Genomic DNA, 20,336 nt, shown 5'->3' with positions numbered 1-20,336 from the left:
GCCGATCGCTGTCTGTTACTGGGCCGCCGGCGCTACCGCCGGCACCTTCGGTGCAACCGTCACCGGTTGCGCAAGTCTTTGCAGCAGCGGCTTGGAGCCGGCCGCGTCGTCCGACAAGGTGGTCGTGGTGGAGTCGTCATGGTCAAGCGCCTCCTCCGACTTCCTGTTCAGTACGATGATGCTGATGCGGCGGTTTTCCGGGTCCATCGGGTCCGCCTTGTTCAGGTTCTGCGTCGACGCGAGGCCGAGCACGCGCATCACCTTCGCTTCGTCCATGCCCCCGGCGATCAGCTCACGGCGCGACGCATTGGCGCGGTCCGCGGACAGTTCCCAGTTGCTGTAGCCCTTCTCACCGCCCGCGTATTGCGCGGCGTCGGTGTGACCTTGCACGATGATGCGGTTTGGCACGTCGTTCAGCGTGTGGCCGATTTCGCGCAGGATGTCGCGCATGTATGGCTCAACCACGTCTTTCGCGGTCGCGAACATCGGCCGCTTCTGCGAGTCGACGATTTCGATGCGCAGGCCGGTCAGCGTCGAGTCGATGCGGATCTGCTGCTTGAACTGGCGCAGCACCGGGTTCGCTTCGATCGCGGCCATCAGCTTGACCTGCAGATCGTGCAGACGGACCTGCTCGCGGCGTTCCAGCTCACCCTGCAACTGCTTGACCGAGTCGTCGTTGCTGTGGGAGACCGTGCGCTCGGCGCGATTGTTGGTGCCATCGGTCGAGCGCGTCACGCCCTGCGCGTCGGTCGAAATGTCGCGGCCGCCGCCCTTCAGAATGCTCGAGTCCTCGGCGCTGCGATCGCCGCCCCACAGCGTGATCTTCAACGGCTGGTTGAAGTAATCGGCGATGCCCTTCAACTGCACGGTGGAAGCCGAGCTCAGCAGCCACATCAGCAGGAAGAACGCCATCATCGCGGTCATGAAGTCCGCATATGCGAGCTTCCACGCGCCGCCGTGGTGGCCTTTCTTGGCCGGCGCGGAGCGCTTGACGACAATGGCGCGGTCTTTGTCCTTGCTCATCGAATCGGTTCCCGGCGCCCGTTACTTGGCTTTGACGCGGCGCACATGCTCTTCCAGCTCGGCGAACGACGGGCGTTCAGTCGAGAAGAGCACCTTGCGGCCGAATTCGACGGCAATCGCCGGCGCATAGCCATTCAGGCTGGCGAGAATAGTCACCTTGATGCACTGGAACATCTTGGTCGACTCGGTCACGCGCTGTTCGGCGACGCTCGCGAGCGGTCCGATCAGCCCGTACGAAAGCAGAATCCCGAGGAAAGTGCCGACCAGCGCCTGGGCGATCATTTCGCCGAGCACCGCGGGCGGCTTGTCGGCGGAGGCCATGGTGTGCACCACGCCCATCACCGCGGCCACGATCCCGAACGCCGGCATGGCGTCGCCGACCTTGTTCAGGGCGTGCGCGGGCGCCTCGCCTTCCTGGTGATGCGTTTCGATCTCCTCGTCCATCAGGCTTTCGATCTCGAACGCGTTCATGTTGCCGCCGACCATCAGACGCAGGTAGTCGGTCAGGAACTCGATGATGTGATGGTCGGCGAGGATCTTCGGATACTGCGTGAAGATCGGACTCTTCGACGGATCGTCGATGTCGGCTTCCAGCGTCAGCGTGCCTTCCTTGCGCGCCTTGGCCAGCAGGACGTAAAGGAGCGCCATCAGCTCCATGTACACGTCCTTGTTGTACTTGGCGCCCTTGAACAGGGTTGGAATGACGCGCAGCGTCGCCTTGATCGTCTTCATCCCGTTACCGAGAATGAACGCGCCGACGCCAGCGCCGACAATCATCAGCACTTCGACGGGTTGCAGCAGCGCGCCAAGATGGCCGCCTTCCAGCGCGTAACCGCCGAAAACGGACAGAAGCGTCACGAGTGTTCCCACGAAAATCAGCACTGCCGAGCCCTCACAAAGAAGCGACGGTGACCGTCGTTAATCTGGTTTACGGCAACGGAGCAGAAAACTTTGACGGAAAAGCGGCTCGTCGCTCCGGTGTAAACCAGAGGCGGGTTAAACCGGCCCGGCCGGGTCCGGTGTTGGCCGATCGGGCTGGAAGGCCTGTCGAATGGGGGTGTGGGCGTTGTAACGAGCTGCGCGCCGGGTTGCGAACCATGGGCCGGCATCGCCCTGCAGCTCAAATTTGGAGCGCGGCGAGGCTTTCGCGGGCCCGGGCGTCGGCAAATTTCTTTGTCTTACCCGCGCGCGACGGCGGCTGGCACAACCCGCAGACGAAGGCGTGCTGCGGATCGTGCGCATGCGCGACAAAATGTCCGCCGCACCGGCAACAGGTGGTCATTTGCAGCATTCCGGAGTCGAAGAAACGCACCAGCGTCCAGGCGCGCGTGAGACTGAGCACGGGCTCGTCGTCGTGCAACTGGACATGTTCCAGATAGAGCCGGTAGCTCTTCACAATCGACTGGATCGTCAGACAGCCGCCGTGGCCGGCCATGAAACGGTAGATGTTGTAGAACAGCGATGAGTGAAAGTTCGGCTGCCAGGTCATGAACCAGTCGGTCGAAAACGGCAACATGCCCTTGGGCGGCGACACCCCTTTCAGCTCCTTATACAGCTTGATAAGCCGGTCGCGCGACAGGCTGGTTTCCGCTTCCAGCAATTGCAAACGCGCGCCGAGTTCGATCAGCTCGATGGCCAGGGTAATTTCCCTGACTTCCTGCACAACACTTTTATATGCCATCCGCTCGCATTTCCCCCGACCTGATCGCTTTATTTGAACTAAAAGCTGCCATCAGCCGAGTTGCTCGACTGGCTGGCTTGCCATCAGGATCGCGGAATGCGCCTGGGCCACGGCGCTGGATTTGCCTTTGTCCGCAAGGGCGGACAGCACGGCATGGTCATCGAAACGGAAACGGCACAACACCTGATTGGACGCCGCCAGCTTCACGGTCTGCGCCAAAGACAGATTGGCGAGCACGTCGGCCAACTGGTCCGAAATCCCCATGCGAAACATGCCCATCGGCTTGTCTTCGCGCAGCAGACGCTGGGCGAGCAGGAGATAAGAAAGGTTGACTTCTCTGATCTCATTGAGCATTTCGCTTGTCGCGCTCATGATTCCCCCGGGTGTATCTGGCTGGTCAGGCCGTTACGGAAACGTTTGCTCGAACGCGCGCACTTAAACCGCACGAATCGGCTCGTTTCTGGTCTTGCGAGCATTGTGGCGAAAGGGGGAGCGGACGAAAATCGGACAGACACCCTGCCTGTTTGACGGATTAATCCGTCATTCGTGTAGGAATTTTTCCTACACGGCGGGGTTAGAAAGAAGGCTGAAGCAGGCGAAGTGGCGCGCAGCTTGGGGCTGGCGATGCGTTTTGGCTAATTCTTCAGCGGAAATGTGAACCAAATGGTGAGTCCTGAGTGACTCACGATCCGCACCTTGCAGCGGTGAGGAAGAATTATAAGACGTTTTCACTTCTGCGCAACGCGCCTGGTGTAGGGGCGCGCTTCAGTCTCCGGGACCGCCCCTTGCTACTGTTCCTTCAGCGTCTGGATGCCCATCCAGTCGTGCTTGCCGACCATCGGGCCAGCCTCCTGCCGACCTGTAACGCATCATGTTTCGCGCTGTAACAACATTAAGTGTTTGAAAAATAACTCGAATTAGCGCGGCCGATCCTGATAATGACGCTAAGGGATTACCCGATGCAGGTTCGGAACACCCCCGGGCGGCGGCTTACCGCGCCCAACCGTCCGTCAGGCATTCGCTCCTCGCTCGACCCGAGCGCCGTTGTGCGAAGCCGTTTTGAACAGGAGAAACGCATGCGAATCGCACAAATTGCGCCGTTGTACGAAGCTGTCCCGCCGAAACTCTACGGTGGCACCGAACGCGTCGTCTCGTATCTGACCGAGGCCCTGGTCGATCTCGGCCACGACGTCACGCTGTTTGCGAGCGGCGACTCGGTCACCTCCGCGAACCTCGACGCCTGCTGGCCGCGTGCGCTGCGCCTCGACCCGACGATTCGCGATGCGCTGGCTCCGCATGTGCTGATGATGGAGAAGGTGCGCAAGGTCGCGCATGAGTTCGACGTGCTGCACTTTCACCTCGACTACATGCCGTTCCCGCTCTTCACCACCATGGACACGCCGTTCGTGACAACGCTTCACGGCCGTCTGGACTTGCCGGAGCTGCAACCGGTGTTCGACGCGTTCTCGAATGTGCCGGTGGTGTCGATCTCGGATTCGCAGCGCGTGCCGCTGCCCCAGGCCAACTGGCTGAACACGATTTACCATGGTCTGCCGGAGCAACTGCTCACACCGCAGGCGCACAAGAAGCCGGAATACCTGGCGTTCCTCGGCCGTATCTGTCCGGAGAAGCGCGTCGATACAGCTATCAAGATCGCTGCACAAAGCGGTCTGCCGCTGAAGATCGCCGCCAAGGTGGACAAGGTCGACCAGGAATACTTCAAGAAGGAAATCGAACCGCTGCTCTCCATGGCGCACGTGGAGTTCGTCGGTGAGATCAACGAGGCGCAGAAGCCCGAGTTCCTGTCGGGCGCCAAGGCGCTGCTGTTCCCGATCGACTGGTCGGAGCCGTTCGGCCTCGTGATGATCGAATCGATGGCGTGCGGCACGCCGGTGATCGCCTTCAACCGCGGTTCGGTGCCGGAAGTGATCGACCACGGCGTGACCGGCTACATTGTCGAAGACGTTCAAGGCGCGGTCGCCGCGCTGCAGCGTCTGGACGAACTGTCGCGCACCGAGATTCGCGCGCAGTTCGAACGCCGCTTCAGCTCGAAAACAATGGCCCAGAATTACGTCGACGGCTATTCGGCACTGATCGAAGCGACGCGCCGCCCAATGTTGCGCCGGGTAGCGGTGGGTTGAGCGGCGTGCTTAAGCGACTGAGGTTTTTATCCGCTCAGCCGCTTAAGTCGTGCTTCTGCCGCTTACGCCGTTTTCCCGCCGTTTTCCGATTTGCACGCCAATCATGAGTAAATTTGCCTGGTGAATCGTTTGCGCGAGCGGTTAGCTAGAGTTAACCCGCTTCTACTACGGAAAAGCCGCCTCTCAAGGGCGGCTTTTTTAATACAGCCATGGATGCGCTTCCATCCAGGATTAGCTCGACGCGAATAAACAACCCGGTACCGATCAACCTTCAGTTGGCTTTCGCCCGGACCGCAGGGCATTCAGACCGCGCCAATCAGAAAGCGCTCGCGATTCTTGCCGACAATCCACTTTGGCGGTTTGCCGCGTCCGCTCCAGGTATTGCCCGATTTCGGATCCTGGTACTTGGCCGGCAGCGGCGCCTTCTTCGGCGGGCGCCCACGCTTGGCGGCCACCGCAAAGCCGAGGTCTTGCGCGGTCAGACCGTATTCAGCGATCTTTTGGCGGATGTCGGCGACAACATTGTCGACTTCAGTACGCCGGGCTTCGTCTGCCTGTGCCTGCAATTTGGCAATCTGTGCCTTAAGGTCTGCATATTGAGACATATCGGTTCTCCCCTTTTTTAGAACTCATTCGCTCGCAGACTAGCTGCAATTATAAAAATTCGCAATGGACAATAATACCGATTTAGGAAGAAATCATCTGATAATTATTAAGCGTCGATGAATTGTAAAACGAGATCTTTATCTGGTAATAATAGGTAAAGGCGACTCCACTTTGACAATTCTTGACACCTAATCCGGCTGTCTTTCCCTAGAATTGCGCGCTCAATGGCATGCACCTGCGCTTAGCACTCATGCCACTCCAAGCGTCAAACATTTTAGGATTACAAATCATGCAGTTGTCAAAGCGCCTTGCTGCCGAGCTGTTCGGCACCTTCTGGCTCGTGCTCGGGGGCTGCGGCAGCGCCGTCCTCGCCGCTAACTTCGCCGGCCCGGTCCACGGCCTGGGTATCGGTTTCGTGGGCGTCTCGCTCGCATTCGGCCTCACTGTGCTGACAATGGCGTATGCGATCGGCCACATCTCCGGCTGCCACCTGAATCCGGCGGTGAGCGTCGGCCTGACCGTCGCCGGCCGCTTTCCGGCCCGCGACCTGCTGCCGTACATCGTCGCGCAAGTGATCGGCGCGGTGCTGGGTGCGCTGGTGCTGTCGTTGATCGCCTCGGGCAAGCCGGGCTTCGACCTCGTTGCCAGCGGTTTCGCCAGCAACGGCTACGGTGAGCGCTCGCCGGGCCAATACTCGCTCGCCGCCGCATTCATTTGCGAAGTGGTGATGACCGGCTTCTTCCTGTTCGTCATCCTCGGCGCGACCGACAAGCGCGCGCCGGCTGGTTTCGCGCCGATCGCCATCGGCCTGTGCCTGACGCTGATTCACCTGATCTCGATTCCGGTTACCAACACGTCGGTCAACCCGGCGCGCTCCACCGGTCCGGCGCTGTTCGTCGGCGGCGCAGCGGTCGATCAGCTATGGATGTTCTGGGTCGCACCGATTATCGGCGCGGTGATCGCAGGCGTGCTGTACCCGTTCGTCGCCGAAAGCCGCCGCAGCAATTCGCAGGAACTGGCGCTCGACTGATCAGCGAGTGCGCCGGGTGTGCCCGGGTGTGCTCGGATGTGCATATTCCAGGCAGTCAAAGCGGGCGCTACGGCGCCCGTTTCGTTTTTGCGTACAACGCGCGCGGCCCGTGGCCCGCCGATAACCCGCTGCTAGAATCGTGCGACTTCCCAAGCTCGCACAGGTGCTACCGATGACCCGTTTCCGCGGATTCCTGCATGGCGTCGCACTCTCCATCGGCGGTTTGTGTGCAGGCGTACTGGCGTTACCTGCGGCCCATGCGGCGGACAGCAATACCGAAACGCTCGTATTCGTGCGCCACGGCGAGAAGCCCGCCAAGGGTTACGGCCAGCTCGATTGTCAGGGGCTTAACCGCGCGCTGGCCCTGCCGGCGGTGATCGCCGCCAAGTTCGGCAAACCGGATGCGATCTACGCGCCCGATCCCGGCCAGCAAAAGGACGACAGCGGCCATCCCTATTACTATGTCCGGCCGCTGGCGACCATCGAGCCAACCGCCATCCAGTTCCAGATGCCGGTGCAAACGCCGTACGGCTTCGCCCAGATCGACCAGCTCGGTACAGCGCTCGTCAATCCCGCCAATCGCAGCAAGCTGATTGTCGTTGCGTGGGAGCACAAGCTGATCGTGAAGTTGCTGCGCCAGGTGATGAGCACACATGGCGGCAATGCCGCCGATGTCCCCAACTGGCAAAGCGACGACTTCGACAGTATTTATATTGTTCGCCTCAACTGGCAAAACGGCACGGCCCACGCTACGTTCAAGCTTGACCGCCAGGGACTGAACGGCCGCGCCGCGGACTGCCCATGCGCGGCACTGCCGGGAGCGCCTTCCGCGGCTGCGGCGGGTGCTTCCGCTGGCTCGGCTGATTAATTGGGTAATACAGATGTAAGCCGTGATTACGAGCGCGGCCGTCCAATTGCGGCAATAGGCGGGGGGAACTGGATGCCGGCTCGGTCCAAGGAGCCTGGAGACCTTATTGACGGGGCTTCGGGCGGAAAGCACATGTCGCGCGTTGCGTTCGAAGGTTCCTTCTACCGCCTTTCAAACCCTGCGACGATGCTTGCAGTCCGTAACATCTCGTCTCACTAACCAGAGACCGGAATGCGTAGATTGGTCCTGTGCGACAAACATACGTCGCCTCACAGGAGAACAACATGAAACGCATCGTCACTCACTTGCTGGTTGCTGCCGGACTCGCGGCGGGCGCATGCGGTGTCGCGCAAGCGCATACGGATCTGAATATCGGCCTGTCGCTCGGCGCACCGGTTTATGCCCAGCCTGCCCCCGTCTACGCAGCGCCGCAGCCGGTGTACTACGGCAACGGCGGCTGGGACCATCGCTACGACCGCGGCGGCTACTATCGCGACGACCACCGGGATAACCGCGGCTGGGATCACAACGACCGCCACTGGGGTCACGATGACCGTGGCGATCGCCGTGGCGGATGGCACGGCTGATCGTAGCGTTGGCTCGTAAGGTCGCGTAGGAACGCGAACAACCGGCCCGCATCCGCGAAAGAGGATGCGGGCCGGTCCGTTTTCAGGACATCAGTTCGCCGTCGAGCGAGAAAAGTTTGCGCAGATGCTGCGCGACGCCCGCTTCGAAGTTGTTGCCGATGCGCGGCACGTTCGGCAGACGCGTGATGAGATCGGGATTGGCGTTGTTCATCATGAACGGATGGCCGGCTGTCTCCAGCAGGTCGATATCGTTCATGTTGTCGCCGAACGCCACGCATTGCGAGGCATCGACGCCGAGGCGCTCGAGCACGATCTGCAAAGCACGCCCCTTCGATACGTTCGACGTCATCACCTCCAGGCAATCCGGCAGCGAATAGGTAACGTACAGCGCGTCGCCGAATTCGCGCGCCAGGTTGGCCGAGATTTGCGCGAGATCGGCGGGCTCACCGATGTAGAGCGCCTTGGCAATGTCGACGCCGTCGTGCTTCGGCAAATCGGTGACCTCGTAGGTGAAGCCGGAATCCTGATGGAATTTCAGCAGATCCGGCGCATCGCGGTCGATCAACCACGCCTGGTCGGCGAACAGGTTGACGATCACACGACCGTGCGCGCCGGCGATTTCCGGCTGCACCAGTCGTTGCACGATGGCCGGCGGCAGGTCGTCGGCGTGGATCACCGTGTTGTCCGGCGCGTGAATGCGCGCGCCGTTCGACGTGATCAGGTACGCCTTGATGCCCAGCAGGTCGCGAATGCCCGCAACGTCGCAGTAGTGGCGCCCCGTGGCGATCACGAAGTGCAGCCCATCGCTTTCCAGCTTACGCACGGTGGCGATCGTGAACGGGTCCACCTGGTGATCGGCGTTGAGCAGCGTGCCGTCGAGATCCGTGGCAATGACTTTATACATAGTGTGAGCAGCCGGGCAGCGTCAAAGATCGCATTTTACCGTTGCGCGCGCATCCGCGAGATCGCACCCGGCGCGCCAGACGATTCTCAACCGCCGATGCGAGCCGCTTCGCGCTGCGCCAATTGCAAACCGCCGTGTGCCGAGTCCGCCAACGGCTCGCGCAAGCGGGCTTGATAGATCTGAGGCACGTACTCGCGCAGGGGCGCGCCGAGACCGCCGCACAGCGCGACCGGCAGGCTCGCCGAAGGGTCGAGCGCGGCAATCATCTTGCCCACCTCCACGCCGGCCTCATCGAGCAAATGCGCTGCGAACGGATGCGTGCGATGCGCAATGACGATCCGCGCGAGCCTCGCATAAGCGGTCTGATTAGCTTCGCACAGCCAGACCACGAGGCTGTCGCTGTCATGTGCGCCGGTGTGGGCGAGCAGCGCCTGCGCCAGATCGTCATTGGGCACACGGCCGTCGAGCGCTTGCTGGGCATACACGATGGCTCGTAGCCCAAGCCAGGCGCCGCTCGCTTCGTCGCCCGACGGGTAACCGAAGCCGCCGGCAGTTCGGCAGTCGCCATTGCCGTCAAGCACGGCCGCCTGACTGCCGGTGCCAAGCGCGACGACCACGCCGTGTGCGCCGCCGTGCGCACCAAGCAAGGTGGTGTACACATCGCTTTCCACCGCGAGCCCGGCAACCGCCGGCGCCTGCGCGCGAAACGCGGCCAGCCAGTCGCGATTGTTGACCCCTGCCAACCCGCAACCGAGTACGCAGCGCGCCCAGTCCAGCGGCACGCCGGCACGTGCGAATGCATCGGCGCAGCCCGCCTCAATGGCCTGCCACGCGCGCTCCACGCCGAGGCCCAGCCCCGAGGGCCCGCTCGCCGCCTGCGCCAGTTCACGGCCCTGCGCGTCGCCGAGTACGACTCGCGTACCAGTGCCGCCGCCGTCAATGCCGATCAGAAAGAGGTCTTTATTCATCGAATCGAGTGAGTTCAGGTGGTGATTCAGGTGGTGAATAAGGCATAGCGTGGCAGGTCAGTTTCAATCCCGCAATCGGCCGAATGGCCGGCTTGCGGCGCGCACTGCTTCCGCTATGCTGACGGACGACATGACAACGCGGGAGCGCGAAAGTGACACAGCGATGCAACTGGGTATCGAGCGAAGCGCTCGCACACTACCACGACACCGAGTGGGGCGTGCCCTCGCGCGACGATCAGCATTTGTTCGAACTGCTTGTACTGGAAGGCGCCCAGGCAGGTTTGTCATGGTCGACGATTCTCAACAAACGAACCGGCTATCGCCGCGCGTTCGCCGACTTCGACATCGACAAGGTCGCGCGCTTTACGCCCAAACATGTCGATGCGCTGGTGCTGGACGAAAGTATCGTGCGTCATCGCGGCAAGATCGAATCGGCAGTTACCAACGCGCGCGCCGTGCAGCAGATTCAGGCCGAGCACGGTTCGTTCGCCAACTTCGTATGGTCGTTCGTCGATCAGACGCCCATCCAGAACGATTGGGCAACGTATAAACAGGCGCCTGCGTCGACCGAAATTTCTGACGCGCTCAGCAAGGGGCTGAAGCGTTACGGCTGCAAGTTCGTCGGCTCGACGATCTGCTATGCGTTCATGCAGGCGGTCGGCATGGTGAACGACCACGAGGCAAGCTGCATGTGCCGCGCGCGATGCGCGGCGCTCGGCAAGAAGGGACGCAATCGCAAGGCCGGTTGACGCCGCATAAGGGGCAAACGAGCCAAACCCGCGAATTGAAGGCTTTTCGCCGTGCTAGTCCGGGTTTCGTCAATTGGCGCGTGTCCGATACTGCCGTTCATGCGCTCGAACAACGAATAACCGCTGCGTAATGCATGGGAGACCAACCATGAAAACCCTTAGCTTCCTGACCCATCAGGAGATTTTCGATCAGGCCGTGGACCATCTGCTCGGCCAGAAACGCGCCGCCTTGCTGCCGCGCGGCGGCGGCGCATACCGCGGCTACTGCGGTGGCTGCCCGGTCGGCAGCTTCATCAAGCCGAACGACTATATGACCGCGATGGAAGGCGTTCCGGTGCGCTACATCGGCAAGGCGGCCACCGAGGTGCCTGCTTATATGGATGCCGGCATATCTGCGCTCAAAAAGGCGCTCCTGCGCGCCCGCCTCAATGTGTACGACCCGGCCACAATCGCTCTGCTGAGTTGCCTGCAAAACGTGCACGACGTGTTCGGCACGTGGGAATGGCATGAGCGTCTGAGCTCGATTGCCCGGCAATTCGGCCTGTCCGCCGAGCGCCTGAAGAGCGCCGCGTAACGAGCCTCGGTACGGCGGCAAAGCCCAACGTAAATCGACTCCCCAAAAGCAAAACGGCGATGTGGCTTCTTTCGAAGCTCACACCGCCGTTCGGCGTGCAGTGCGCTAAATACAGCGCGAAAAAACGTGCTTAGTGCAGCTTTTTCGGCAGCATCTGGCTGCGCAGGCGCTTGTGCAGGCGCTTCACAGCAGCAGCCTTCTTGCGCTTACGTGCCGTAGTCGGCTTTTCGTACGATTGACGCTCACGCAGTTCTGCGATCAGGCCATTCTTTTCGATTGCGCGACGAAAGCGGCGAATCGCCACTTCGAACGGCTCGTTTTCTTTCAGAAGAATCGTCGTCATGTAATTCCTAACTCAATCACTTGATAGGGGTAAATTGCGTGGCGGATACCGCTCACGCGCCGGCCCTCCGGTCGTTCCGATTCATGGCCAGTAACAGGCAAACGCGGGAAAAATCCCGGCCAAACCACGAATGAAACGAGAGGCATAACGGCCACGGAGGCCGGAAAAGAGAGGTGGGGAGTTCACCGCGGAACGCGGACAGACGTAAAGCCGAAGCCGCGTCTGTTGCCGTTTCGCCAACCTTTCATCAATGAAAAACATTGACGAAACAGGCAAAGATCTCAATTCACTCCCGATGATATCAGGAAACTCCCCATCCTACCAGGGGTTTAGCGATCGCGCCAGGTCTCCTGCGCGGGTCAGGCGCTCGCCTCGTCCAGTTCACGGATATCGGCACCGGTCAGCATCAGATGGACGGCGGCGGCCAGGCTTTTGAGCTGGTCGACCGAGGTCGCACTGGCAATTGGGGCCGTTACACTCGGGCGGGCGATCAGCCATGCCAGCGCGACCGTGGCCGGCGTGCTGCCGTGCCGCCCGGCGACCCGGTCGAGCGCGTCCAGAATCCGCAAACCGCGCTCGTTCAGATACTTCTCGACCCGGCTGCTACGCGCCTTGTTGGCCAGATCGGCCTGCGACCGGTACTTGCCGGACAGAAAGCCGCTTGCAAGGCTCCAGTACACCACCACGCCGAGCTGATTGGCGAGCGCCACCGGCTCAATGTCACGCTCATACTCCGCGCGGTCGTACAGGTTGTACTCCGGCTGCAACAACTGGTACTCGGGCAGCCCGTGCTGGCGGGACACGGCGAGCGCTTCCTCGACGCGCGCGCCGCTGTAGTTCGACGCGCCGATCACCCGCACCTTGCCCGCCTCGATCAGCTTCTGATACGCGCCGAGGGTTTCGGCCAGGGGCGTTTCGGTGTCGTCGTCGTGAGAAAAATAGATATCGATGTAGTCGGTCTGCAAGCGCCGCAGCGAATCCTCCACGGCCGCCTGAATGTTCGCCGCCGACAAGCCCGTGCGCTGCGGGTGCTTCGAAACCTTGGTGGCAAGCACGATTCTGTCGCGCTTGCCGCTCTGCCTGAACCACTTGCCGATGATGGTTTCCGATTCGCCACCCTGGTTACCCGGCACCCACGCGGAATAGACATCGGCGGTATCGATAAAGTTGAGCCCCGCATCGACAAATGCATCCAGGATCGAAAACGAGGTCGCTTCATCGGCCGTCCAGCCAAATACATTGCCACCGAACATAAGCGGCGCGACCTCTAATTCGGAACGTCCAATCCGGCGCTTTTGCATGATTTCTCCAGGGTTTGTCACAAGAGAAAAGGAGAATACGCCGTCTTTTCAATACCTGCAGCGGATGTCCCGAACAAGGCTGCAAGCGGCTTACAGACGGGTCGCAGCCCAACCGGCCCGAAAAACAATTGGATCGTTATTGCACAAAGTTCCTCAAGTTTTTTTTAGACGCGCCGTCAACCTTCACTGAGGCGGCCAGCAATGAACGAGTGCTTCCGCCGATGCCAACGTGGCGTATTGGGCTCAAGGCTTATTTAGGAGATTTTCATGCTCGGAATCAATAGCAACATCAACTCGCTGGTTGCACAGCAAAATCTTAGTGGCTCGCAAAGCGCCCTTTCGCAAGCCATCACGCGTCTGTCGTCGGGTAAGCGCATCAACAGCGCGGCTGACGATGCAGCAGGCCTGGCCATCGCAACCGGTATGCAAACGCAGATCAACGGCCTGAATCAGGGCGTGTCGAACGCGAACGACGGCGTGTCGATGGTGCAAACGGCATCGAGCGGTCTCGCACAGATCACGTCGAGCCTGCAACGTATCCGCCAACTGGCTGTGCAGGCATCGAGCGGTTCGCTGACGTCGGCCAACCAGGCTGCACTGCAACAGGAAGTCTCGCAGCAAATCGCCGAAGTGAACCGTATCGCATCGCAAACGACGTACAACGGCAAGAACATCCTCGACGGCTCGGCCGGCGTGGTCAACTTCCAGGTCGGCGCGAACGTCGGCCAGTCGATGAGCCTGAACCTGACGCAAAGCCTGTCGGCAGCGTCGATCGGCGGCGGCTTCGCGCAAGCGGGCAACGTGCTTGGCTCGTTCACCGGCCTGAGCCTGACGGCCACCGGCTCGGCAGCGGCCGCTGGCGCAACGCCGGCGATCACGCAGATCAACGTTCTTGCCGACGGCAAGGGCGGCTTCACGTACACCGATCAGAACAACCAGACGATCTCGGCGACGGCTTCTGCAGCGCTGTTCAAGACTGCGGCGGGCGCTGGCGGCGCACTGACGCTGTCCGCAGTGGGTGCTAGCGCGCTCGATCCGGCAACGCAAATCGCTGCGATCTCGACCGCCAACACCAACCCGCCGACCGCTACGGGCGTCGTGCTCGGCACGATTCAGGGCATCAACGTCGCCGCCACGAACGGCACCAACGTTGCGCCGGGCACCGCCGGTTCGATCACGTCGATCACCGTTAAGTCCGACGGCAGCGGCGGTTACACGTTCTCTGACCAGAACGGCAACGCATTGTCCGCAGCGGCACAAACTGCACTGTTCACGACCGCAGCAGGCGCGGGGCCGACGAACGGCCAGACGCTTGCCTTTACTGCAACGCCGGCGACCAGCCAGTTCGCCAACGTCGACAACAACAACCAGCTCTCTACGGTTGCGAACGTCAACGTCAGCTCAGTTACCAGCGCGAACCAGGCGATCGAATCGATCGACAACGCGCTGGGCACTGTGAACAACATCCAGGCTCAACTGGGTGCTGTGCAGAACCGCTTCACGGCAATCGCCACGGGCCAGCAAGCTCAGTCGACCGACCTGTCGCAAGCACAATCGCAAATCCAGGACGCCAACTTCGCGCAAGAAACGGCCAACCTGAGCAAGGCGCAAGTGCTGCAACAAGCTGGTATTTCGGTTCTGGCACAGGCAAACTCGCTGCCGCAGCAAGTCCTGAAGCTCCTGCAATAAGGGCTTCATGTTGTAACCGCGTACGCACTGCGCGCCATGCGCGGCGCGTACGCGGAAGTTTCGATTCAACGGGAGGCTTGCCTCCCGCAGTGCATTTGAAAACGACGCAAGCCCAACAGATTCACCGACGCACGGAGCAACCGCATGTCAACGATCTCGTCCGCCACCTCGTCCACCGCGAGCGCCAACTCCGCGCTTCAGCAAGCCGCCCAGTCAATCATCAGCGGCTCGACCGGTAATTCGTCGATGGATGTGTCGTCGCTCGTGACGGCGCTCGTCAACGCGAAGACGGCTGGGCAGTCCTCGGCCCTTACCGCCCAGACTACATCGGACAACACGCAACTGTCGGCTATCGGCACGCTGAAAGCGGCTCTGACCGCGTTGCAAGCGGGTCTGACGTCGTTGTCGGACGGCACGATGCTCTCCAAATTTAGCGCGACAGCAAGCGGCACCGGACTCACCGCGACGGCCGGCACAGGCGCGGTGGCGGGCACTTACTCGGTCAACGTGACGCAAATCGCGACGGCGCAATCGCTGACGTCCGGCGCGTTTGGCGCAACGCAGACACTCGGCACCGGCACGCTGACGGTGTCGGTCGGCGGCAAGTCGATGAACGTCGACGTGAATTCGACCAACAACACGCTGAGCGGCATCGCCGCAGCGATCAATTCCGCCAGCGGCAACCCGGGCGTGACTGCCACGATCGTCACTGGCACCGGCGGTGCACACCTTGTATTGAACTCGGCGACGACAGGCGCCGCGAACACAATCAGCGTGTCGGTCGGCAACCTGAAGAACGACAACGGACTGTCCAGCCTCGGCGTGACGTCGACCGCCGGCACGGGCAGCGCTGCCTCGACCATCACGTCCTCCGGCAGCATCGCCTGGACGCAAAGCACCGCCGCCCAGGATGCGGAGTTCACGATCGGCAGCGTCGCCGCGAGCAGCTCGAGCAATACGGTCACTGGCGCGATCGCCGGCGTGACGCTCAACCTGACCTCCGCGGCAGTTGGCGCCGCGCAGACCCAAACGCTGACCGTGGCGGAGGACACCACCTCGCAAGCGACCGCGATCACGAACTTCGTCAGCCTCTACAACACGCTCGTTACGACAATGGGTACGTTGACTTCGTTTGACAGCACGCAGTCGTCGAGCGCACAAGGTCCGCTGCTGGGCGATCCTACGTTGAACACAATCAAGAACACCCTCAGTACGATCGTTAGCACCGGCGTTGGCACCGGAACGTCGAGCATCAGCCTCGCCTCGATCGGCATCACGCTACAAGCGGACGGCACGTTGCAAGCGGACTCGACAACGCTGAACAGCGCCCTGCAGAACAATGCCTCGACGGTCGCATCACTGTTCAATTCCACGAACGGCGTCGCGGCGCAGCTGAACAACAGCATCACGTCGTTCGTCCAGACGGGCGGCGTCATCGATACGCGCACGACCGCGCTCAACAACGACCTGAAGAGCATCGCGACCCAGCAGACCACGCTGGCCGACTACACCACGCAATTGACGAACCAGTATCAGGCTCAGTTCACCGCTTTGAACACCCTGATGGCGACGATGAACAACAACTCCCAGTATCTGACGCAGTTGTTCGGCGGCACGAACAGTCAGGGCTCGCTGTCCGCTAACAAGGCCTGATCGACAAGGAATGATTCGACGTGAACCAGACCACACTGATTGAACGCCTGCTTTCGCTGACGCATGCGATCGAAGACGCCGTGGCGCTGGCGAACTGGCCCGAGGCCGCGCGCCTGACCGAGGAACGCTCGCCGCTGCTCGTATCGCTGAGCGCGGAGCAGGATCCAGCCGCGCTCGAAATGATCCGCATGATTCAGGCGATCGACGCAGCCGTTCTCGCCAATGCGCAAACAACCCAAATCGAATTGCAAGCCGAGTACCGCTCGGCGATGGCGCGCGTGGACGCGGCCGGCCAGTATCAGCAGGTCGCGCAATTCTGAATACGGCGGGGTCCGCGCAATACACCCGTCAGAACGGATAATTAGAACAACGCGCTGAAGTCAGGGTGCGCTCGTTCAACTCAGGCCCGCCTCGCGCGGGCTTTTTTTCGCGTGCCGAAGGAACCGCCTCCACAGCCGATACATCTTCAACAACCTGCCGCAAAGACTGGCCGGCGTGTGCGCCCGCGCTACGCCGCGGCGCCCTGCGTCGCGCCGATCTCGCAAACTGGCACGGCTTTACGGCTCATCTCGCCGATTCAGGCGCGCTTGACGCCCCGCATAATCGGGCTCAGATCGCCAATCCTGATTCGACGCCCATGACGCCTTCACCAGTAATGCCTGCAGACACCGCTTCGCCCGATGAACTCCAGTTCGAGCAGGACCTGCAGATGGTCATGCGGGCCGCGACCGCGGAACATCAAAATGGCGCGCTCGATAGCGCGGAAATGCTCTATCGGACCATTCTGGAGGCTCGTCCGCACCACGGCGACGCCAACTACAACCTTGGGTTGCTCTCGATGCAACGGGGGCAATTCGAGGCCGCGATACCGCATCTGGAAGCGGCCGTGGGCGCGAATCCGGATGAGGGTCAATACTGGGCAAGCTATATCGACGCCTTGCGGCGAGCAGGCCAAACCAGTGCCGCATGGTTGATGCTGGAGATGGCTCAGCAGCGCGGCCTGAGAGGTTCAGCGGTGGATACGTTGGTCTACCTGATGGCTCAGACCGTGGCGGAAACGCCGCCCTCGCTACCGCCCGCTTCCATCGTTCCGATCGCCGCGCAAACTCAACCCTGCGACATCGGTACCTCACACCATTCCGAATCGACACCGGCCTCCGCAAAAAAACCGAACAAGCAGAAAGCTGTCGGCAGGGCCGTCAATAACAACGCACCAAGTCCACGACAAGCGAAAGAAGTCGTGATGCTGTTCAACAGCGGACGCGTTGCCGAGGCGGCCGCCATCGCGCAATCGCTCACGCAACGCGCTCCTGCGCATCCGATGGGCTGGCGGGTACTGGGCATTGCGATGCATGCCCTAGGGCGTTACGAAGACGCCATCGAACCACTCAGAAAGGCAATTGGACTCGTCGCCGACGACATCCAGGCGGGGGGCGTGCTCGCCGATATTCTGAGAATGAAAGGTGCGTTCGACGAGAGTGAAGCCCTCTCCAGACGGCTTCTCGCACTGAATCCGGACTACGCTGAAGCCCACCGTGTGCTAGGCATGATCCTGCAGGCACAAGGCCGGCTCGGCGAAGCCGAAGCCAGTTGCCGCCGCGCGATCGAACTGCGCCCCAACGTCAGCGAGATGCACAACACGTTAGGCACAGTGCATCTCGAGCAGGGGCGCACCCTGGATGCGGAAGCCCGCTTTCGACGCGCGTTGGAAATCCAGCCAGACAATGCGTTTGCACACCACAACATATTGTTTTGCCTGAGTCACAACCGCGAGATCGACGCGGCGGCGCTGTTCGCTCAGCATTGCCATTTCGCGCAACAGTGTGAAGCGCCGCTGCGCCCGCTCTGGCCTCAATACACCAACCCGCGCGATCCGGCACGCCAGTTGCGGGTCGGCCTCGTCTCCGCCGACCTGTTCCATCATGCCGTCTCGACATTTGTCGAACCCGTGCTCGCTCACCTCGCGGGCAACGAGCATTTGTCGCTGCACGTCTATTACAACTTCACCCGCGAAGATCAGATCACGCAACGTCTGCGCGGATACGTCTCGACATGGCAATCGGTATGGGGGATGAGTGACGCAGCATTGGCAGAAAAAATTCGCGCGGATGGCATCGATATTCTGATCGATCTTTCCGGGCACACTGCACGCAACCGCCTGCTGACGTTTGCCCGCAAGCCCGCGCCGATCCAGGCAAGCTGGATTGGCTACCCCGGCACCACCGGCCTGCAAGCAGTCGACTACTACCTGGCGGACCGATTCATGGTGCCCGCCGGTTTCGAAGACCAGTTCACCGAGAAAATTATCCGTTTGCCCGCCGTCGCGCCTTTCCAGCCGCCGGCCGTGTCGCCGCCGATCAACCTGCTTCCGGCGCTCCGTAACGGCTATGTGACCTTCGGCAGCTTCAACCGTTTGAACAAGCTTCACCCTGACGTGATCGCCCTGTGGGCAAAACTGCTGCGGGCGCTGCCCGATGCCCGAATGGTGGTCGGCGGCATGCCCGAGGACGGCAGCGACGGGGGACTCGGCGAGTGGTTCGCCGCCGAGGGCATAGCGCGGGAACGGCTCGATTTCCGTCCCCGCGCCGCGCTGGCCGCGTATATGCAGCAGCACCATCACGTGGACATCTGTCTGGATACGTTCCCCTATGCAGGCAGTACGACCACCCTTCACGCGTTGTGGATGGGCTTGCCCACGATTACGCTGCCTGGCTCGACCGCAGCCAGCCGCGGCGGCCCCATGTCGCTCACCCAGGTCGGACTCGACGCCTTCATCGCGCAGGACAAGGAGGATTTCGTGCAGAAAGGCTTGTACTGGGCGTCCAACCTCTCCGAACTCGCGGAACTCAGGACAAGCTTGCGCGAGCGTTGCGCACAGTCGGCCATGTTCCAGCCGGCCACTATCGCCGCCGGACTGGTGGGTGCACTGCGGGTGATGTGGCAACGCTGGTGCGCGGGAGAGTCCCCCGTTTCATTCGACGCGCCCCCTCCCGGCCACCCCGCCGATACCCGCGAAGCACAGCCGGTCGCTGCACCGCACGACGCCTGACAGGCACAAGACATAGAGGAAAGCATGAGCGCCAGCGCCACTGTCCGCGTGATCCAGCCTCAACTGGATGAAAGAATTTACGTCACCCAGCCGCATCTCGCGCCGCTCGAAGAATTCATTCCCTATCTTCAGCAGATCTGGGACAGCAAGGTGCTGACCAATGGCGGTCCGTTTCACCAGCAGTTCGAAGCGGCGCTATGCAAATACCTCGGCGTGCGCCACCTGGCGCTGTTCACCAACGGCACGCTGGCGCTGCTCACCGCGCTGCAGGCACTGCGCGTGACCGGTGAAGTGATCACAACGCCTTACTCCTTCGTCGCGACTGCGCACTCGCTGGTCTGGAACGGTATCAAGCCCGTATTCGTCGATGTCGACCCGGGAACGCTGAACCTCGACCCTGCCAAGATCGAGGCGGCGATTACGCCGCAAACCACGGCGATCATGCCGGTGCATTGCTACGGTAAGCCGTGCGACGTCGAAGCGATTCAGAAAATCGCGGATAACTACAACCTGAAAGTGATTTACGACGCAGCGCATGCTTTTGGCGTGCAGACCGAAGCGGGCAGCGTGCTCGAACACGGCGACCTCGCCGTGTTGAGTTTTCACGCGACCAAGGTCTTCAACACGTTCGAAGGTGGCGCGATCATCTGTCAGGATGCGAAAACGAAGCAGCGCATCGATCATCTGAAGAACTTCGGTTTCGTGGATGAAACGACGGTGGTCGCTTCCGGCATCAACGGCAAGATGAGTGAAATCAACGCCGCGTTCGGGCTGCTTCAGCTTCAGCATATCGACGAAGCGCTGGCTCGGCGCGCACAGATCGACGCGATTTATCGCGAACGTCTGCGCGACGTGCCCGGCATCCGCTGCCTGCCAAAGACGGGCGAAAAGGTGGCGAACCATTCGTACTTTCCGATTCTCGTCGGCCCGGAATATCCGATCAGCCGTGACGCGCTGTATCAGAAGTTTCGCGACCACGACATCTATGCGCGCCGCTATTTCTACCCATTGATTTCGGACTTCCCGATCTATCGTGGCCTGCCTTCCGCGCGCCGCGAAAACCTACCGGTCGCACATGCCGCCGCACAGCAGGTACTGTGTCTGCCGATTTTCCCGGCATTGACGGACAATATGCTCGATCGCATCGTCGGACTCATTGCGGATTGCTGA

20 protein-coding genes are annotated in these 20,336 nt (G+C 61.3%); 11 read left to right on the top strand and 9 right to left on the bottom strand.

The annotated features are described in order from the left end of the window. Window positions 1-15: 15 nt before the first annotated feature. The 4 genes from motB to flhD form a co-directional block, all read right to left on the bottom strand. Window positions 16-1,023, bottom strand: coding sequence for a flagellar motor protein MotB (motB, locus tag P3T25_RS11590; RefSeq protein WP_154559868.1), 1,008 nt, complete (start codon window positions 1,021-1,023; stop codon window positions 16-18). A 21-nt stretch (window positions 1,024-1,044) separates the two neighbouring features. Further along, complete coding sequence (gene motA, locus P3T25_RS11585; protein WP_006050895.1) at window positions 1,045-1,905, bottom strand: flagellar motor stator protein MotA; 861 nt, start codon at window positions 1,903-1,905, stop codon at window positions 1,045-1,047. Between the two features lie 238 nt (window positions 1,906-2,143). After that, window positions 2,144-2,704, bottom strand: coding sequence for a flagellar transcriptional regulator FlhC (flhC, locus tag P3T25_RS11580; RefSeq protein ID WP_171927643.1), 561 nt, complete (start codon window positions 2,702-2,704; stop codon window positions 2,144-2,146). Between the two features lie 51 nt (window positions 2,705-2,755). Further along, window positions 2,756-3,076, bottom strand: a complete 321-nt coding sequence (gene flhD, locus P3T25_RS11575; RefSeq protein WP_006050893.1) for a flagellar transcriptional regulator FlhD — start codon at window positions 3,074-3,076, stop codon at window positions 2,756-2,758. Between the two features lie 704 nt (window positions 3,077-3,780). Between flhD and P3T25_RS11570 the strand changes: the two genes are divergently transcribed. After that, window positions 3,781-4,845: a glycosyltransferase family 4 protein gene (locus tag P3T25_RS11570; protein ID WP_154559871.1), complete on the top strand. Its 1,065-nt coding sequence runs from the start codon at window positions 3,781-3,783 to the stop codon at window positions 4,843-4,845. 302 nt (window positions 4,846-5,147) lie between these two features. Here P3T25_RS11570 and P3T25_RS11565 read toward each other — a convergent pair whose 3' ends face one another. Then, window positions 5,148-5,450 carry an H-NS family nucleoid-associated regulatory protein gene (locus P3T25_RS11565; protein ID WP_054038506.1) on the bottom strand — a complete coding sequence of 101 codons (303 nt, stop codon included), beginning with the start codon at window positions 5,448-5,450 and terminating at the stop codon, window positions 5,148-5,150. 290 nt (window positions 5,451-5,740) lie between these two features. Between P3T25_RS11565 and aqpZ the strand changes: the two genes are divergently transcribed. The 3 genes from aqpZ (at window position 5,741) to P3T25_RS11550 (ending at window position 7,936) form a co-directional block, all read left to right on the top strand. Beyond that, window positions 5,741-6,481 carry an aquaporin Z gene (gene aqpZ / locus P3T25_RS11560; protein ID WP_171927644.1) on the top strand — a complete coding sequence of 247 codons (741 nt, stop codon included), beginning with the start codon at window positions 5,741-5,743 and terminating at the stop codon, window positions 6,479-6,481. A 172-nt stretch (window positions 6,482-6,653) separates the two neighbouring features. Beyond that, on the top strand, window positions 6,654-7,349 hold the full coding sequence (locus P3T25_RS11555) for a histidine phosphatase family protein (RefSeq protein ID WP_429358138.1): 696 nt from the start codon (window positions 6,654-6,656) through the stop codon (window positions 7,347-7,349). A 284-nt stretch (window positions 7,350-7,633) separates the two neighbouring features. Next, the gene (locus tag P3T25_RS11550) at window positions 7,634-7,936 is read left to right on the top strand and encodes a PXPV repeat protein (RefSeq protein WP_429358137.1); all 303 of its coding nucleotides are present in this window, start codon (window positions 7,634-7,636) and stop codon (window positions 7,934-7,936) included. 82 nt (window positions 7,937-8,018) lie between these two features. Here the strand turns inward: P3T25_RS11550 and P3T25_RS11545 are convergent, their stop codons facing one another. Continuing rightward, window positions 8,019-8,840 (bottom strand): Cof-type HAD-IIB family hydrolase, encoded by an 822-nt coding sequence (locus P3T25_RS11545; RefSeq protein ID WP_171927647.1) that lies wholly within the window; start codon window positions 8,838-8,840, stop codon window positions 8,019-8,021. A gap of 86 nt (window positions 8,841-8,926) precedes the next feature. After that, window positions 8,927-9,808 carry a BadF/BadG/BcrA/BcrD ATPase family protein gene (locus P3T25_RS11540; protein WP_429358136.1) on the bottom strand — a complete coding sequence of 294 codons (882 nt, stop codon included), beginning with the start codon at window positions 9,806-9,808 and terminating at the stop codon, window positions 8,927-8,929. 152 nt (window positions 9,809-9,960) lie between these two features. Here P3T25_RS11540 and P3T25_RS11535 point away from each other — a divergent pair, with 152 nt between their 5' ends. Together P3T25_RS11535 and P3T25_RS11530 are read left to right on the top strand one after the other, a co-directional pair. Continuing rightward, the gene (locus P3T25_RS11535; protein WP_429358135.1) at window positions 9,961-10,557 is read left to right on the top strand and encodes a DNA-3-methyladenine glycosylase I; all 597 of its coding nucleotides are present in this window, start codon (window positions 9,961-9,963) and stop codon (window positions 10,555-10,557) included. A 148-nt stretch (window positions 10,558-10,705) separates the two neighbouring features. Next, the gene (locus P3T25_RS11530) at window positions 10,706-11,131 is read left to right on the top strand and encodes a hypothetical protein (protein ID WP_429358134.1); all 426 of its coding nucleotides are present in this window, start codon (window positions 10,706-10,708) and stop codon (window positions 11,129-11,131) included. Between the two features lie 130 nt (window positions 11,132-11,261). Here the strand turns inward: P3T25_RS11530 and rpsU are convergent, their stop codons facing one another. Both rpsU and P3T25_RS11520 read right to left on the bottom strand, forming a co-directional pair. Next, complete coding sequence (gene rpsU / locus P3T25_RS11525) at window positions 11,262-11,474, bottom strand: 30S ribosomal protein S21 (protein WP_006050883.1); 213 nt, start codon at window positions 11,472-11,474, stop codon at window positions 11,262-11,264. A 359-nt stretch (window positions 11,475-11,833) separates the two neighbouring features. Next, window positions 11,834-12,775 (bottom strand): aldo/keto reductase, encoded by a 942-nt coding sequence (locus P3T25_RS11520; protein ID WP_429358133.1) that lies wholly within the window; start codon window positions 12,773-12,775, stop codon window positions 11,834-11,836. A gap of 267 nt (window positions 12,776-13,042) precedes the next feature. Between P3T25_RS11520 and P3T25_RS11515 the strand changes: the two genes are divergently transcribed. From P3T25_RS11515 to vioA, 5 genes are all read left to right on the top strand, one after another. Further along, window positions 13,043-14,464: a flagellin gene (locus P3T25_RS11515; protein ID WP_429358132.1), complete on the top strand. Its 1,422-nt coding sequence runs from the start codon at window positions 13,043-13,045 to the stop codon at window positions 14,462-14,464. Between the two features lie 144 nt (window positions 14,465-14,608). Next, a complete protein-coding gene (gene fliD / locus P3T25_RS11510; protein ID WP_429358131.1) occupies window positions 14,609-16,117 on the top strand; it encodes a flagellar filament capping protein FliD in 1,509 nt (502 codons plus the stop codon). Between the two features lie 20 nt (window positions 16,118-16,137). Beyond that, entirely contained in the window at window positions 16,138-16,437 is a 300-nt protein-coding gene (locus P3T25_RS11505; RefSeq protein WP_429358130.1) for a flagellar protein FliT, read from the top strand. Window positions 16,438-16,772: 335 nt separating this feature from the next. Next, window positions 16,773-19,166 carry a tetratricopeptide repeat protein gene (locus tag P3T25_RS11500; RefSeq protein WP_429358129.1) on the top strand — a complete coding sequence of 798 codons (2,394 nt, stop codon included), beginning with the start codon at window positions 16,773-16,775 and terminating at the stop codon, window positions 19,164-19,166. 24 nt (window positions 19,167-19,190) lie between these two features. After that, entirely contained in the window at window positions 19,191-20,336 is a 1,146-nt protein-coding gene (gene vioA, locus P3T25_RS11495) for a dTDP-4-amino-4,6-dideoxy-D-glucose aminotransferase VioA (RefSeq protein WP_429358128.1), read from the top strand.

The sequence above is a fragment of the Paraburkholderia sp. GAS32 genome (assembly GCF_050434225.1).
GTDB lineage: Bacteria > Pseudomonadota > Gammaproteobacteria > Burkholderiales > Burkholderiaceae > Paraburkholderia > Paraburkholderia madseniana.
This window is presented reverse-complemented; position numbering and strand designations above follow the sequence as displayed.

Excerpts from the sequence above, each read along its gene's own strand:
- motB (WP_154559868.1), bottom strand. The coding sequence starts at position 1,023 with ATGAGCAAGGACAAAGACCGCGCCATTGTCGTCAAGCGCTCCGCGCCG.
- flhC (WP_171927643.1), bottom strand. The coding sequence starts at position 2,704 with ATGGCATATAAAAGTGTTGTGCAGGAAGTCAGGGAAATTACCCTGGCC.
- flhD (WP_006050893.1), bottom strand. The coding sequence starts at position 3,076 with ATGAGCGCGACAAGCGAAATGCTCAATGAGATCAGAGAAGTCAACCTT.
- P3T25_RS11570 (WP_154559871.1), top strand. The coding sequence starts at position 3,781 with ATGCGAATCGCACAAATTGCGCCGTTGTACGAAGCTGTCCCGCCGAAA.
- P3T25_RS11565 (WP_054038506.1), bottom strand. The coding sequence starts at position 5,450 with ATGTCTCAATATGCAGACCTTAAGGCACAGATTGCCAAATTGCAGGCA.
- aqpZ (WP_171927644.1), top strand. The coding sequence starts at position 5,741 with ATGCAGTTGTCAAAGCGCCTTGCTGCCGAGCTGTTCGGCACCTTCTGG.
- P3T25_RS11555 (WP_429358138.1), top strand. The coding sequence starts at position 6,654 with ATGACCCGTTTCCGCGGATTCCTGCATGGCGTCGCACTCTCCATCGGC.
- P3T25_RS11550 (WP_429358137.1), top strand. The coding sequence starts at position 7,634 with ATGAAACGCATCGTCACTCACTTGCTGGTTGCTGCCGGACTCGCGGCG.
- P3T25_RS11545 (WP_171927647.1), bottom strand. The coding sequence starts at position 8,840 with ATGTATAAAGTCATTGCCACGGATCTCGACGGCACGCTGCTCAACGCC.
- P3T25_RS11540 (WP_429358136.1), bottom strand. The coding sequence starts at position 9,808 with ATGAATAAAGACCTCTTTCTGATCGGCATTGACGGCGGCGGCACTGGT.
- P3T25_RS11530 (WP_429358134.1), top strand. The coding sequence starts at position 10,706 with ATGAAAACCCTTAGCTTCCTGACCCATCAGGAGATTTTCGATCAGGCC.
- rpsU (WP_006050883.1), bottom strand. The coding sequence starts at position 11,474 with ATGACGACGATTCTTCTGAAAGAAAACGAGCCGTTCGAAGTGGCGATT.
- P3T25_RS11520 (WP_429358133.1), bottom strand. The coding sequence starts at position 12,775 with ATGCAAAAGCGCCGGATTGGACGTTCCGAATTAGAGGTCGCGCCGCTT.
- P3T25_RS11515 (WP_429358132.1), top strand. The coding sequence starts at position 13,043 with ATGCTCGGAATCAATAGCAACATCAACTCGCTGGTTGCACAGCAAAAT.
- fliD (WP_429358131.1), top strand. The coding sequence starts at position 14,609 with ATGTCAACGATCTCGTCCGCCACCTCGTCCACCGCGAGCGCCAACTCC.
- P3T25_RS11500 (WP_429358129.1), top strand. The coding sequence starts at position 16,773 with ATGCCTGCAGACACCGCTTCGCCCGATGAACTCCAGTTCGAGCAGGAC.
- vioA (WP_429358128.1), top strand. The coding sequence starts at position 19,191 with ATGAGCGCCAGCGCCACTGTCCGCGTGATCCAGCCTCAACTGGATGAA.